Origin of the sequence: Candidatus Megaera venefica (assembly GCF_034554655.1) — a bacterium.
GTDB lineage: Bacteria > Pseudomonadota > Alphaproteobacteria > Rickettsiales > Rickettsiaceae > Megaera_A > Megaera_A venefica.
Genome location: NZ_JARJFB010000021.1, coordinates 1 through 15,435, shown reverse-complemented (window position 1 = coordinate 15,435; position 15,435 = coordinate 1). Strand labels below are relative to the sequence as shown.

Sequence of the window (15,435 nt, the reverse complement as noted above, 5' to 3'; positions counted from 1 at the left end):
GTTTGGTTTTTGTCTGTTTGGTAAATAAGTCTTTGGCAGTAACATCTTTCGATAATACTTATACCAATTTTAAAGTGATAACTCATCCCCTAATTGAGCAGAAGCTTACTATAATGAGGGATAAACATACTTCGTCAATGATATTTAGGCAAATGCTTGATGAAATTTCAATGTTGATGGGATATGAAATTACGAGGCATATAAGGACAAAGGAATTAAAAATAGAGACGCCATTAGGACGTACTGTCGGTAAAAAGCTGGCGCAAGAGGTTGTAATCGTGCCAATATTGCGAGCTGGGTTAGGTATGATTGGTGGATTACATAAATTGATACCTAGTGCAGATATCGCGCATATTGGGTTGTATCGTGATCCGTTGACGAAAAAGCCTGTTGAATATTTGTTTAAGCATCCAAAAGTCACTAATCAGTTATTTATAGTAGTAGATCCTATGCTTGCTACTGGAAACTCAGCTGTCTATGCTGTGCAGAAGTTAATAGATATTGGAGTATCTCCAGATCAAATTATTTTTATGGTTTTGGTTGCTGCGCCAGAAGGGGTTAAAACCTTTACTTTTGCACATCCAAAAGTTAGAATATATGCTGCCGCGCTGGATGAAAAGCTTAATAGTCATGCATATTATAGTGCCAGGACTCGGTGATGCGGGAGATCGGTTGTTTGGTACAAAATAGGGTTCTTTATTGAAGCTTAGGTATTAAAGATTTATTTTGGTTAGTGGCAAGGGTAATTTTCATAACCTTTTTAGTATCTGGTTCTTAGACTCTAATATTGTTTCTAGTGTAAAGGAGCTGAACATAAAATCGATCTGCGTTATTTTCGGCTTTATAGTATTTTTTCTTTTAAAAATTATGACCCTATAGTATAGTGAGCCCATAGTTTTTTATCGCATTAGGGATACCAATGTCAAATCTACAAGAAGTTAAAGTGTCAGACTATGATGCAGACTCCATTAAAGTTCTAAAAGGCCTAGAGGCTGTTCGTAAAAGACCAGGTATGTATATCGGTGATACGGATGATGGTTCTGGTTTACATCACATGGTATACGAAGTTGTTGATAACGCTGTGGATGAGGCTCTGGCTGGTCATTGTGATCTTGTACAGGTAATTCTTAATAAGAATGGTTCTGTAACGGTTACAGACAATGGCCGTGGTATTCCAGTTGATATTCATGAAGGTGAAGGAGTATCAGCTGCTGAGGTAATTATGACTCAGCTACATGCGGGCGGTAAATTCGATCAAAACTCATACAAAGTGTCTGGTGGATTACATGGTGTGGGTGTTTCGGTGGTAAATGCTCTGTCAGATTGGCTTGAACTTAGAATTTGGCGAGATCAAAAACAATATCTTATTCGGTTTAAGGATGGGGTGGCTGAATTTCCGCTTCGATTAGAGCTTGATAATGTTAATAAAAAAGGTACTGAAGTCACTTTTATGGCTTCTGTAGATATTTTTAAAATCATTGAATTTCAGTTTTCTACTCTTGAAAACAGGTTACGTGAACTTGCGTTTCTTAATTCCGGTGTACGTATTTTATTGATCGATGACAGATTTGACGAAAAACAAGAAATCGAATTTCTTTATGAAGGCGGTGTTCAAGCGTATGTTGAGTACATTAATCGTAGTAAAATTTCTTTACATCCATGTATTTCTTTATCTTCAGCTGAGGATGAGAAAGGTATAAGTCTTGATTTTGCAATGCAATGGAATGACTCTTATCATGAAAATATTCTTTGCTTTACAAATAATATTCGTCAACGTGATGGTGGCACACACCTGTCGGCATTTAAGTCTGCATTAACTAGAGTTATTAGTTCTTATGTTGATAAAAACGGCTTGGCAAAGAAAATGAAAGTTACTTTAGCTGGAGACGATTCAAGAGAAGGTCTAGCTTGTGTTCTTTCAATAAAAGTTCCTGATCCAAAATTCTCATCACAAACAAAAGATAAGCTTGTTTCTTCTGAAGTAAGGCCAGTGGTTGAATCAGCGGTGTATACGAAGCTTCTTGAGTGGTTTGAAGAGCATCCTACTGAAGCAAAAACTATTGTTGGTAAGATTGTTGAGGCAGCTAGCGCGCGTGAGGCCGCGCGTAAGGCAAGAGAATTAACTAGACGTAAATCAGCCCTGGAAATATCAAATTTACCAGGCAAATTAGCTGATTGCCAAGAAAAAGACCCAGCTCTATCTGAGCTCTTTATAGTTGAGGGAGATTCTGCAGGTGGTACTGCGAAACAAGGTAGAGACAGAAAAACCCAGGCCATTCTTCCTTTGCGTGGTAAGATTCTAAACGTTGAAAGAGCCAGATTTGATAAAATGCTTGGTTCTGAACAAGTCGGTACCTTAATTACTGCTCTTGGTGCAGGAATAGGGCAAGAACTAGATACCAATAAACTTAGATATCACAAAATTGTCATTATGACGGATGCGGACGTTGATGGGTCTCACATCAGAACTTTGCTTCTTACATTCTTCTATCGCCATATGTTGCCGATTATTGAAAAAGGATATTTATATATTGCTCAGCCGCCTCTTTATAAAGTCAAGCGCGGCAGTTCTGAAACATATTTGAAAAATGAACAAGCTTTGCAAGAGTATTTGATCAATAGTGCCCTGAATGATACGCAGATTGAACTTAACGATGGCAGCCTCTTAACAGGTGAAGCTTTGAAAGAGTTGCTTCATCAAATTACTGTTTTAGGCGATAAGCTTAATTCCTTATCAAGAAAATTCGATCCACTGATCGCCGAATGTCTAGCAATCAATAATTTACTTCGTATAGAATCATTTTCTATTGATAAAGCGTCTGAGCTTTTGGCCGCTTTATCGTCTCTTAACCAAGGGGAACTTGAGCCAGATAAAACAGATTGGGAAGTTACAACATTTGATGATACGATAGAATTTTATAGATTTGTCAGAGGGGTAAGGACTAGCAAAAAACTTCATCGTGCTCAAGCTGAATCTCCTGAATTTATACAGGTTAATAAGATTGGTAGTGCACTTGAGCATTTATTTATTGGTGGGTGTAAACTAACTATTAAAGGTCAGAAATATAATTTATCGACACCAAGCAAACTGCTTGCATTGATAATTGACCTTGGTAAGAAAGGTCTTGCTATTCAGCGATTCAAGGGCCTTGGAGAAATGAATTCAGAGCAGTTATGGGAAACGACCCTTGATTCTGAAAAACGCACATTATTACAAGTAAAGGTAGGAAATGTCGATGATGCTGAACAAGTAATCTCAACATTGATGGGTAGTGTCGTTGAGCCAAGAAGAGATTTTATCAATGCTAATGCATTGAATGTTAATAATTTGGATGTATAGCTTCCTCAGTTACAAATCAATCGCAATCTTAATCAGCAGTTTTAATTAAAAACTGCTGTAAAGTTCATGGGCATTTGGTGCTAGGTGCGATGGAACAAAGTCTCTCTACAATCAAAGAACGAGTAACAAAGCACCAAGTATCAATCAATTTACTATACACAAACCTATTTACAGTAAATAAGAATAGTCATTCCTAAAATAAAATGCAAAAATCTAAAAAACTTAGTTAATTATTATATGAAAATCGGTATTTTATCACGCGGTCCAACCATTTACTCCACTCGTAGACTCATTGAGGCTGCAGAAAAAAGAGGACACATCGTTACTGTAGTTGATCCACTTAAATGTTTTATGAATATCACGGGCAACAGGCCAGATGTGCACTATATAAGTGATAAAATAGAGAGGTTACTAGAATTTGATGCGGTAATTCCACGAATCGGGGCGTCTATTACTGTCTTCGGTACAGCAGTTCTAAGGCAATTTGAGGTTGCTGGAGTTTATGTATTAAATGGTTCAGTTTCAATTACTAGATCAAGAGATAAACTAAGAGCACACCAGCTTCTTGCTAGAAAAGGTGTTGACATTCCAGTTACAAGCTATGCTCACTCAGGTAGTGCTACTCGCAGTATCATAAAGTCTGTTGGAGGTGCCCCATTGATTGTCAAAGTAACTGAAAGCACTCAAGGAAAGGGAGTGTTACTTGCAGAAACCACTAAGGCAGCTGAAAGTTTGATTAATGCGTTTTTGGATTTACAAGCAAATTTTTTAGTGCAAGAATTTATCAAGGAGTCCGCTGGGAGTGATATACGTTGTTTTGTAATTGGCGACCGAGTTGTAGCTGCAATGAAAAGGCAAGGACCTGAGGGAGAGTTTCGTTCTAATCTTCATGCAGGAGGTAGTGCACATCCAGTAAAAATAACTCCAAAAGAACGTATAATGGCTACAGATGCTGCAAAAGTTTTGGGACTTAAAGTAGCTGGTGTTGATTTGATAAGGTCTGCCAGAGGGCCTCTTGTACTAGAAGTAAACTCATCTCCAGGATTAAAAGGAATTGAGGGAGCCACTAGCAAAAACGTTGCAGATGCAATAATTGCATTTATTGAAAAAGATATTACTAAGAAATCCAAAACTAGAATATTTATGAAAGGATGATTATTCATGACCAAAGCTTTGACTATAGATGGCGTTACGATAAAAAAAGGCGAAAGAAAATATCTAGAAATGCATATTGCAAAGTTATTTGATAATACGGAAATGACTATTCCGGTTGAAGTTATCAGAGGGAAAGAAAATGGTCCAACACTTTTTGTTTCTTCAGCAATTCATGGTGATGAGATAAATGGCGTTGAAACTATCAGACGGTTATTGCAACGTAAAAAATTACTTTCATCCATAAAGGGCACGCTGATTGCCGTTCCTATTATCAACGTGTTTGGTTATAACCGTAACCTTAGGTATTTACCTGATAGACGCGACTTGAACAGAGTATTTCCTGGATCAAAGAAGGGCTCACTTGCTAGTCAAATAGCCTACAAATTTATGAAAGAGATCGTAGAAAAATGCGAATATGGGATTGACCTACACACTGGCAGTGCTCACAGATACAACCTGCCACAAATCAGAGCGTTTTTAGACAATAAAGAAATCAAGGCTCTAGCCGAGGCTTTTGGCGTACCAGTAATACTTCACTCTAACATGAGAGATGGTTCTCTGCGTCAGGCGGCAACTGAAAAAGGTGTAAAAATTCTTCTGTTTGAAGGTGGTGAAGCCCTAAGATACAACGAAGAAATAATTCGTTCAGCTGAAAACGGTATTCTCTGGACAATGTGTAACATAGGAATGCTTGACAAAGAACTAATAAAGAGAAAAGTTCCTAAACGTCGTGAAGTATTTTATGCAGCTTCCAGCCACTGGATTAGGGCTCCTCACAGCGGTAGTTTACACGCAAGAAAGAATGTGGGACACAAAGTTAAGAAAAATGAGGTTTTAGGATTTATTTCTGATCCACTAGGCAAAGAAAAGCACTACGTTAAAGCTAGAGAAACTGGAGTTATAATTGGGATAACAATGTTGCCACTGGTGACAAATGGCGATGCTTTATTTCATATTGCAACATTTGAAAATGCTGAAGCAGTTGCTGAAGGAGTTGCTGAAGGAGTTGAAGACTATCAAGAGGATTTGGAATGAAGACAACCGAACCTTTGTTAATTGGATGGAGAGAATGGGCTGAGCTACCGGAACTTAACATACCATTAATCAAAGTTAAGGTTGATACTGGAGCGAAGACTTCTGCACTTCATGCCTATGACATAAAAATTATCAAATCAGATCAAAAAGAATTTGTAGAGTTTGTAATTCACCCGATTCAAACTAATGATAAGATATGTGTTCCATGTTTGGCAGAAATAATTGGCATGAAAACAATAAAAAGCTCTAATGGTCATAAGCAGATCAGACCAGTTATTCGTACGCCAATTAAGATCGGTAACCATAGATGGGATATTGAGATTACCCTTACCAATAGAGATATTATGCATCATCGTATGTTGCTTGGTAGAACGGCAATGTTAAATCTACTTGTTAATCCATCTAAATCTTATTGCCAAGGTTTTATTTCTAAAGCTACGGTTTTGAATACTTATATAGCAAATTAACTGTCCGTACTTTTTAATTAAGTAGAAATGTTAAATATATGTCTAAATCACCAGAAGAAGGACCTGAACCATGGGGTTTAACAACTCTAAAAAATACTTTTAACTACGTAAAGGACTCGGCACCTGTTAAAATAGTTACTGGCAGTGCAGTCGGCCGTACTATAGGCGTAGTTACCGTGCTTGCAAGTGCTACTGTAGCAGCTGTTCCTGCAACTATAGTTGGACTTGGAGCAGTTGCGGTAGGCGCTGCCATGGACACTTCGGACACTAGAACTCTTCGACTATTAAAAAAAGAAAACTCACTTTTAACAAAAAATAGAAACGCGCAAGATAGGCAGGATGAGTTACTTAAGAATGAGCCATCGCTTTCTAGAATTTTACAAGATAAGTTGTACGTCCCAAGCAGGAGTAACCAAGCTTCTTTAACTGAAAGATACATAGAAACAACACCTAATTCACCTGTAAGTATTAGTTCTTATGGCAAAGCTTTACTTAAAAATTCAGTAGATGTTGTTAAAAATGTGTCTAGCGCAGTTCTTGCACCTTCTCTTATAGGGGCAGCTAAGGTAGGAAAAGCTGCTTTTGGTCTTTATGGTGAAAGTAAAAAACAAGCAACCAAAGAAGAAATAGGTCTGCAGTTTAAACAAAATATTGATAAAGAACGAAATAAACCAGATACCCCTGGTTATAATGATTTAATTGAGCTTGCACAAGCTACAAGAGAGCAAAGGATACAAACCTTAGCTATTCAAAAAATGGTGAATGAAGGATCATTTCGTGGAGCAAAGGCTGAAGAAGTTATTGCCGCCTTTGAGGTTGCTAAACAAGAAGTCCTTAAAACTGAAAAGGTAATTCAAGATACAAGAGGGGTGGTAGGAACGGTTAAAAGTTATAGTAAAGATTTTGTCAAAGCTCACGACCCTTTCTCTAAGTATAATAATTTAGATCAATTAAAGACATTTGTACCAGAAGCGAGTACAAAATCTGGTAATGACAAAATATCAAAACCTGTTAAGGCACAAGCCCAAGAGGGTACAGTAGATAAAGCAAAAGAAATTGGAAAGAAATTAGTACAAGCCAAAACAAAACCACAAGGTAAAAGGAAACACAGGCGCCCACCAAAGTCCAAAAAACGACATCGTTAAAAGGTCAATATAGCCAAGTATTTGACAGATCGTGATTACGTATATAGAATTCGTCTATAATTTTTCATATATATTAAGAGGTGCTTATGCGGGTCTTATCTAATAAAATTCACTCTATAACCAATTATAAAGTGCTTAGAGTAGCACTTGGAATATTGCTTATCTTTCTATCTGCACAAGTGCAGATACCAATAGGACCAGTACCGATAACTCTATATAGTGTTGGTGTTTTGATTATAGCACTATGTTATGAGAAAAAGGAAGCTTTTGCATCTATGGTTGGCTTTGTTAGCCTTGGTGCTATGGGTGTTCCGGTTTTTTCTGGTTTTAGTGGTGGCGCTCATGTTTTAGTTGGTCCTACTGGAGGATATATATTAGGTATGATGTTATGTGTATATCTAGTAACTAATATGCGTGAGAAATTTGGTGAAGATAGCTGGATAAAACTAGTAATCTACAGTGCGATTGGTTCTGCATGCTTGTTTGTAATCGGTGTGCCTCAGCTTGCGTTTTTTGTTGGTAGCGAGAAAGCTCTTGAGCTTGGTTTATATCCATTTATTATTCCCGGTATCGTTAAAGCAATTTTTACGGCTTCTTCTGTGAAATTGTTAAAAAAGCATAGTTCATGGCAGAAAAAATAAAGTTTAGACCGCATCATTTTATGTGTACCCTAGGCTTTCGGGGCAAAGGGTACTCTTTGGGTTTTGTCCGCAATTACAAAAAAATAGCCCAACAACTAAACGACAATGAAGAAACGCAAATTGAAGTAGTTCAATTTATGGATAGCATCTGCTCTGCGTGCCCAAATAAAATTGATGAAATAGTTTGCAAAACACAAGATAAAATCAGCAAGCTAGATGCTGCACACTCCGCTGCTTTGTCACTTAAAGTAGGTGATATTTTTACTTGGAAACAGGCAAAAGAACATATTAAAAAAAACATGAGCGTGGAGAAGTTTCATACAGCTTGCCATGGATGTTCTTGGAAAGAATATGGAGTCTGTCAGCAATCTCTTGAAAATTTGATAGAGCAGCCATAAGAAAACATTACCATTTTTTAATGCTTGCAATAAATTAGAAAAGAGCAGACAATGGGCAGCATGAATAAAAATCACACTAACCAAATAACACAAGATATAACAAAAATCCGTATTTCTGAATACGGATTTAAAGAAGAACTACTTAATATCATAACACATGGTGTTGGTACTTTACTAAGCATAATAGGCCTTGTTGTTCTCTATCAACAAGCTAGTTCTAAAGGTACATACTTGCATTTAGTGAGCTATATAGTGTTTGGTAGTACTTTAGTAGCTCTCTATCTTGCATCGACACTTTATCACTCCTTTGCTAATACAAAATTTAATAAGGTTTTTAAAAAGATTGATCACCTATCTATATATTTCTTAATAGCTGGTACCTATTCCCCTTTAATGCTAATAGGCATAGAAGGTCCTGTTGGATTGATAATGATAAAAGTAATCTGGGGGTTGGTTATTGTGAGCTGTATTTTTAAATTCAGTAAAAACAAAATATTGCAGAAGCTAGCATTTATGAATTATTTGCTGATGGGATGGTTAGTGGTAATCGTCTTAGATAAGTTATTCGTTAATATTTCCACAAGGAGTATGTATTTACTAATCGCTGGAGGCTTGTTCTACACCATCGGTGTAATATTTTACCTTTGGGAAAAATTACCATTTAACCATTCAATTTGGCACCTTTTTGTTCTTGGAGGTAGTACCTCTCACTATTTCTCAATTTATTCCTTACTTGCTATTGAAGTTTAGATAGTTGATCCTAACCATTTAGCAGCTCTACATTACCACCGAAGGCAGTCATATTAACCGTCGTTGTACGCTCAGTCATAAAGCGAAGTAGGTAATGAGGTCCACCAGCTTTAAAGCCTGTTCCAGATTTATTTTGTCCTCCAAATGGTTGAGATTCTACTTTTGCTCCAACGATAGAGCGATTAGCATAAATATTGCCTACCTTCATTCTAGTTCGGATATATTCAATTTTTTCCTCAATACGTGAGTGAATCCCAAATGTTAGTCCGAAACCACAATTATTTATTTCATCAATTACCTTATCTAAATTTTTTGATTTAAATTTTGTAATGTGAAGTATAGGACCAAATTTTTCATCAGGAATATCATTAATTGATTTTACTTCAATGATGTGAGGATAGAAATAATGTCCATCCTTTACAGCTCCTGCTTGGGGGTGCGCAAATATTTTAAATCCTTTAGTAGTCATATCTTGGATATGATGTTCTAAAGCATCTTGTGCCTTCTTATCAATTACTGGACCAATATCTATACTAAAATCAGAAGTATCACCAACTTTTAGCAATTCAGTAGCACCCTTGATCATCTCAAGTAATCCATCGTATATTTCTTCCTGAACGTACAGCATTCTAAGAGCTGAACATCTCTGTCCTGCAGAATAGAAAGAAGATGTAAGCACGTCGTCTGTAACTTGCTCAAGAAGAGCAGAACTATCAACAATCATTGCGTTTTGTCCACCAGTTTCAGCAATTAGAGGGACTATACCGTAGCTTCTGGTGGCAAGAACGGAATTGATTGATTGAGCTGCAGAACATGACCCAGTAAAAACTACTCCGGCAATTCTCTCATCTGCAATTACAAATTTACTTATGTTAGAAGAAGGTGAAATTACTAGCTGTAATGCAGATTTCGGTATCCCAGCTTTATGCATGAGTTTAACGGCAAAATTAGCAATAACAGGTGTTTGTGTAGAAGGTTTGGCAATGACGGTATTGCCAGAAACAAGAGCAGCAACAATTTGACCAACGAAAATTGCAAATGGGAAGTTCCATGGGCTAATACATAAAAATACACCACGTCCATGCATGCTTAAAGTGTTGCGCTCGCCAGTCGCCCCTGGGAGTTTTCTTTCAGCCATTATTACTCGTGCTTCATTAGCATAATAACGACAAAAATCGATTGCTTCTATTACTTCATTTATTGCATCATGGATCGACTTACCAGCTTCTTTTATTAATATCGCATATAGTTCAAACTTGTTATCTTCAAAGGATTGTGCAATTTTTTCCAAAATATTGGCTCTGTGTCCTACACTAAGGCTGGTCCAATTTTCAAACTCGTTGCTAGAAGAATCGATAGCGGCTTTTATTTCTCCCTCAACAGCATTTGAAGTTGATGAAAATTTCTGAGCATTTTTTGCTGGACAAAATCCATCATTACTATGTTTATCAATAATTATTTCTTTGCCATCTATGACTGAACCTACATTATGTACCTTATCAAAATAGCTTGTTACTTTTTCTTGTATGTAATCATAGTTACTTTTGTAACCTAAATCATAGCCCATAGCATTCTTCCTGTTTGGATATATTTTTTCTGGTAAAATAATTTTATTGTCACGGTCTAAAATGCCAAGCACTTTATCGCCTACGTCATATACAATTTCATTAATCGGAATTTCACTTGAGTTTACTTTACTGACAAAGTTCGCAGATGCCCCATTCTCCAGCATTCTGCGCATAAGATAAGCCAGCAAATCTTGTGTGGTTCCAACGGGTGAATAAATTCTAACGTTTCTATGGTTTTCAAGCTCTTTATGGAGAGCATTACCCATACCATAGAGTTTTTGAAATTCGAATTTTTGATCTCCGGCAATCTCAATTATAGTTGCCGCTGTAACTGCATTATGTGTCGCAAATTGAGGATAAATGAACTCAGTATTTTCTAATAATTTTCGTGCACAAGCTATGTAGCTTAAGTCTGTATAATCCTTTACTGTAAACACCGGATAGTATTTAAGACCAAGCTCTTGAGCGCGTTTAATTTCTGAGTCCCAATATGCACCTTTTACTAATCTTATTGGAATTCTTTTTCCAATGTCTTTAGCAAGATTAATAAAGTATTGAACAACAAGCGTAGCATTAGTTTTATAGGCTTGTACTACAAAACCGATACCATTAAAATCTTTAAATGATGGGTGTTTGATTAACTTTGTTAGGAATAATAAATATGTATCAGTCCTAAAAGCTTCTTCTGCATCAAAAGTTATTGTTAAATTATAATCCCTTATTTTTTCAACTAATGAAACTACTTTTGGCAAAAGCACAGTTTCTAATTCCTGCATTTTTGCAAGCTCAAAACGAGGGTGCAAAGCAGTTAGTTTGACCGAAAGATTTGGCCTATCTTCAATTGCTTCGCTAGTATTAGGAAAGTCATTAGCTATCAATTTAATTGCATCTTCATATTGCTTATAATAAATTGTAGCTTGCTTATGGGTTCGCGCTGATTCCCCAAGTAAATCAAAAGCAAATTTATTGTTAGGAAAAGCCGTTTTTCTTGTTAAGGCCTCGTGCATATCACTTGCAAAGACAAATTCTTTGCTTAAAGTAAGGATAGTTGCTTTTAATAGTTTGACAAAAATTGGTTGACCAACTCTATCAAGAAGTTTTGAGATTGCATTTTTGGACCTAACAATATCAGTAAATTTTCCGGAAAAGTATAAACCAAATGAAGCAATAGTAGTTTTAGTTGATTTACTTCGTTTAAAAAGAAAAGATTCCCAATTCTTGTTTGATAATTTATCGGCAATTAGCTCGGCACTTACTTTGGAATCCGGAATCCTGAGCAAACCCTCGGCAAGCCCCAGCATAGCAACGCCCTCTTCATTGGATAGGTTATAGAGCTGAAGAAATTCCTCCATCGAGAATCCTCTATGGGCTCTTATTTTTGTAACAAATTTCTTGCCCATTGCGAGAACACGTTGCTGCTCTGCATCAAGCAGTTTAGCCATTGGTAGCAGTTCTTTTACCAGTTCATTTTCGTTACTAGCCTGTTTTTGGAAGATTTGTGAAGTCATTAAATTTGTCTACTAAATATTAGGAAATTATAAATTTATTTCTTCTTCACTGATCCGGACTTTATAGTCTTTTAGTGATCGATCTTTATAAAAATATAAAGCAACCAAGCCTAGCATAGAAGAGGCAATTATATAATAAACACTTGATGTTATAGTTCCAGTATTTTGTACCAAGGACTCAATAACATAAGGTGTAGTGCCACCAAATATACTGACGGCTGTATTATATGAAACTGATAAAGCAGTATTTCTTATAGAAGTTGGATAAAACTCTGCCTGTAGAGCAGGTTCTGGACCAATATAAGTGGCGGCCATAATAGCAATCACAATTTGGGCAAATGCGACAGCCATAAAACCAGAATTCTCGATTACATTTAGCAAAAATGGAGTTGCCGTGATGATAAAAATCAAATTGAAGACAAAGATTTTTCTTCTACCTATTTTATCAGATAACCAACCAGCAAATAGGGTAATGAAGATCATTATCACGTAACAAAAATTAGCCAAGTGACTTACATCTGACTCAGGAAATCCACGATTTAATTTTAAGTATGAAATGAGGTAGATAGCTTCTAGATAAAAGATAATAGATCCAGTAGCATTTATGAAAATAGAAATTATCATATCAAACCAGTAATGCTTGAAAGCTATTCTAAGAGGTGAATTTATGATTTCGCCTCGATATTTTGCTTCCATAAACAAAGGTGTTTCTAGTGTGTGTTTCTTAATATAAACACCAACAAAGTAAATAACTATTCCTATAATGAAAGGCAGTCTCCACGCCCAGTTATCAAATTGTTCTGGAGTAAAAATATTTTTTACAAGAAATGATACGAGTGAACCAAGTAAAATTCCTACACAAATACTGGCCATAGAAATGCTACCGAAAAAGCCTCTCTCTTCTTTGTGTGTATGTTCAATGATAAAAGACACAGAACCAGTAAGCGCTCCTCCCATTGAAAGGCCTTGCAGCATACGTACAACAATCATTAAACCTGTTGAAACGATTCCCCAAGTTTCGTAAGTTGGTAAGAATCCTATCGCTGCAGTTGGTATGGCCATGCACATTATTGCTGAGCTTAATGCAATTTTTCGACCAAACTTATCACCGATAATACCAAAAAATATACCCCCAAGTGGCCTCATTAAATAACCAATGGCGAATACTAAAAATGCATGAAGTAAGGCTGTACTAGGCTCACTTTCCGGAAAAAATTTGGCTCCAATAATTGGCGCAAAATGTCCAAATAAAGCATAGTCATACCACTCGAACGTATTAGCTACGCCGCTGGTAAATACTAATTTCTTTTTATTCATTACCAACTCCCATTTCCCATATGATAAACGATTTCTACTACATAATCAAAACACTAAGAGTGTGAATTTATTTTTTTGTTTGTTTTTTTTCTAGTTCTTTTTTTTCGGAATAAATAATAAACAAAGTTGATGGTATAACAACTAGTGAACCCAGTATCGTAGCCTCTTTAGGTATTTCGTGGAATACAATATAAGCAATCGTTGCGGAAACAACGAGTTCAAAATAACGGTATGGCGCAAGGGCTGTTGCATCTGCATGCGAGAACGCTTTTAATAGGAAAAATAATATTAAGTTAGCACTTGCTCCAAGAACAAACAGTAAAATTAATTCTTCTAATGTAGGCGTTACCCAATGTTGCAATGCAAATGGGCATGCCAGAACTGCAGTAACCATAGCCGAATAAAACAGCATGCTAATCATAGTCTCTTTAATCACAAATTTTTTGTTCATTATGTCAAGAATCGCAAATAAAACAGCTGCTCCAACAAATACTAGTACTTCTGGATTAAAATCAGATGCGCTTGGATTAAGAGTAATTATCAAACCACAAAATGCTACAATAGTTACAACCCATCTTTGCCAAATAATATTCTCGCTTAGGAAAAATACTCCTAGTACAAGAACAAAAATTGGGATAGTAAAGGTGATAACTGTACCAGTAGTAACTGGAGCAATTGTTAGGCCATAAGTCCATCCAGCCATTCCTAAAAATAACAACAAGCCTCTGAAAAAGTGAACCATTGGCCGCGAAGTTTTTAAAGTTGCTACTCCATAGTACATTACAAAAGGCAAGAGAGTCATAGTACCAAACATAAATCTAAAAAAAGTAATTTCATAGCTGTGAAGCCTCATACCTGTGTATTTGGAAATTACATCGTTAATGGAACTACTTACCAAGCTTAGAACAAACCAGCTAACTCCAATAAAATAAGAACGTAGTCTAGTATCCATTTCAAACCTCAATTTACTCAAAGAATCTTTTTAAAAAGTTGGAAGGAGGATATAACAAAATTGAGAATTAGTGCAAGGAGTTTTTCAAAAAAATGATGTTGTATTAATCACACTTACCGATTTCATGAAGGTTCTTCTAACCAAATATATAGCTTCGTGATGGAATACTACATAGTTTCAGATAGAATGCTTAATATGAGTTATAGCAAGAAATTTAAGATTATTCGGATTTATGAAAATATTTAAAATTATACCGGTTATCGTTTTATCAGCCCTTGTAACATCAGCAAATGTATCTTTTGCAGCGAAGAGTGGCGATTATTATTCTAATTACTATGAGGATGAAGGTGATCTTCTATTTAAGCTTAGAGGATTTTACCTTACTACCTCATCGAAGCCTAAAGGTTTTCCAGCTTCTGTTTCAACAAAGGAGAAGCCTGGTTCTCTAGTTCAGCATGGTTACGGAGTTGACACTGCTACTACTTATTTTTTTACTGACAACCTTGCCGCAGAGTTATCGCTGGCAATAGGAATGATGAAAGTTAAAGGTTCGGCTTTAAGTAAAGCAGCATCTCTTGGCGATGGTACTGGTAATGGTGGTAAGAATAATCAAATTATTATTGTTCCTGCTGCAGGAACAATACAATATCACGTAGCGCCTTTTGGAGCAATAAGGCCTTATGTTGGTGGTGGAATTCACGGAACATATATGTATACACGCTCAAAAGCTATTAAGGTATCAACTGGCTATGGCCCAGTAGCACAGATCGGAGTAGATTTCATTTCAAAGGATGATACGCTATTTACATTTGATATCAGAAAATATTTCTTGAAATCAAATGTTACATTTAAGAAGAGTTTGTTGGGACCAAATAACCCTGCTATAAGTGATATTCGTTCAAAAGTAGACTGGAGTCCTCTGGTGATTTCTGCTGGCTTTGGCTTTAAGTTCTGATCTCAGGTTCAGTGTGGATGAATAAATTGGGTTATCTATTTTTATAACAAAGATTAAGTGTAATACCCATTGGTCGAATTGGTAGTAGGTCGTTGTTCTCAAGAGCTTCTTTACGTTGTCTTGTTATAGTCTCTCCGTCAAAACTCTAAATTTTTGATATAATTTCAAGAATTTCAAAAATAAATCACCGCACATTCATTTTTT

Annotated in this window: 13 protein-coding genes; 10 read left to right on the top strand and 3 right to left on the bottom strand. The window is 36.3% G+C overall.

Translation table 11 applies throughout. The features are described from left to right. From upp to trhA, 9 genes are all read left to right on the top strand, one after another. On the top strand, positions 1-659 hold a 659-nt coding region (gene upp / locus Megvenef_RS02315), incomplete at its 5' end, for a uracil phosphoribosyltransferase (RefSeq protein WP_322776388.1). A 260-nt stretch (positions 660-919) separates the two neighbouring features. Continuing rightward, positions 920-3,340 (top strand): DNA topoisomerase (ATP-hydrolyzing) subunit B, encoded by a 2,421-nt coding sequence (gene gyrB, locus Megvenef_RS02310; RefSeq protein WP_322776387.1) that lies wholly within the window; start codon positions 920-922, stop codon positions 3,338-3,340. A gap of 237 nt (positions 3,341-3,577) precedes the next feature. Then, complete coding sequence (rimK, locus tag Megvenef_RS02305) at positions 3,578-4,495, top strand: 30S ribosomal protein S6--L-glutamate ligase (protein ID WP_322776386.1); 918 nt, start codon at positions 3,578-3,580, stop codon at positions 4,493-4,495. A gap of 6 nt (positions 4,496-4,501) precedes the next feature. Then, positions 4,502-5,530, top strand: coding sequence for a succinylglutamate desuccinylase/aspartoacylase family protein (locus Megvenef_RS02300; protein ID WP_322776385.1), 1,029 nt, complete (start codon positions 4,502-4,504; stop codon positions 5,528-5,530). Beyond that, the gene (locus Megvenef_RS02295; protein WP_322776384.1) at positions 5,527-5,997 is read left to right on the top strand and encodes an ATP-dependent zinc protease family protein; all 471 of its coding nucleotides are present in this window, start codon (positions 5,527-5,529) and stop codon (positions 5,995-5,997) included. The genes Megvenef_RS02300 and Megvenef_RS02295 overlap by 4 nt, the downstream gene beginning before the upstream one ends. A gap of 38 nt (positions 5,998-6,035) precedes the next feature. Further along, a complete protein-coding gene (locus tag Megvenef_RS02290; protein ID WP_322776383.1) occupies positions 6,036-7,142 on the top strand; it encodes a hypothetical protein in 1,107 nt (368 codons plus the stop codon). Positions 7,143-7,228: 86 nt separating this feature from the next. Further along, on the top strand, positions 7,229-7,783 hold the full coding sequence (locus Megvenef_RS02285; protein WP_322776382.1) for a biotin transporter BioY: 555 nt from the start codon (positions 7,229-7,231) through the stop codon (positions 7,781-7,783). Beyond that, positions 7,768-8,181, top strand: coding sequence for a DUF1284 domain-containing protein (locus tag Megvenef_RS02280; protein ID WP_322776381.1), 414 nt, complete (start codon positions 7,768-7,770; stop codon positions 8,179-8,181). The genes Megvenef_RS02285 and Megvenef_RS02280 overlap by 16 nt, the downstream gene beginning before the upstream one ends. A gap of 60 nt (positions 8,182-8,241) precedes the next feature. Further along, positions 8,242-8,931, top strand: a complete 690-nt coding sequence (trhA, locus tag Megvenef_RS02275; RefSeq protein ID WP_322776380.1) for a PAQR family membrane homeostasis protein TrhA — start codon at positions 8,242-8,244, stop codon at positions 8,929-8,931. Between the two features lie 10 nt (positions 8,932-8,941). Here trhA and putA read toward each other — a convergent pair whose 3' ends face one another. From putA to Megvenef_RS02260, 3 genes are all read right to left on the bottom strand, one after another. Next, positions 8,942-12,007, bottom strand: coding sequence for a bifunctional proline dehydrogenase/L-glutamate gamma-semialdehyde dehydrogenase PutA (gene putA, locus Megvenef_RS02270; protein WP_322776379.1), 3,066 nt, complete (start codon positions 12,005-12,007; stop codon positions 8,942-8,944). A 27-nt stretch (positions 12,008-12,034) separates the two neighbouring features. Further along, a complete protein-coding gene (locus Megvenef_RS02265; protein ID WP_322776378.1) occupies positions 12,035-13,324 on the bottom strand; it encodes an MFS transporter in 1,290 nt (429 codons plus the stop codon). Positions 13,325-13,391: 67 nt separating this feature from the next. After that, the gene (locus Megvenef_RS02260) at positions 13,392-14,276 is read right to left on the bottom strand and encodes a DMT family transporter (protein WP_322776377.1); all 885 of its coding nucleotides are present in this window, start codon (positions 14,274-14,276) and stop codon (positions 13,392-13,394) included. A 232-nt stretch (positions 14,277-14,508) separates the two neighbouring features. Between Megvenef_RS02260 and Megvenef_RS02255 the strand changes: the two genes are divergently transcribed. Beyond that, positions 14,509-15,231 (top strand): OmpW/AlkL family protein, encoded by a 723-nt coding sequence (locus tag Megvenef_RS02255; RefSeq protein WP_322776376.1) that lies wholly within the window; start codon positions 14,509-14,511, stop codon positions 15,229-15,231. Positions 15,232-15,435: the final 204 nt, after the last annotated feature.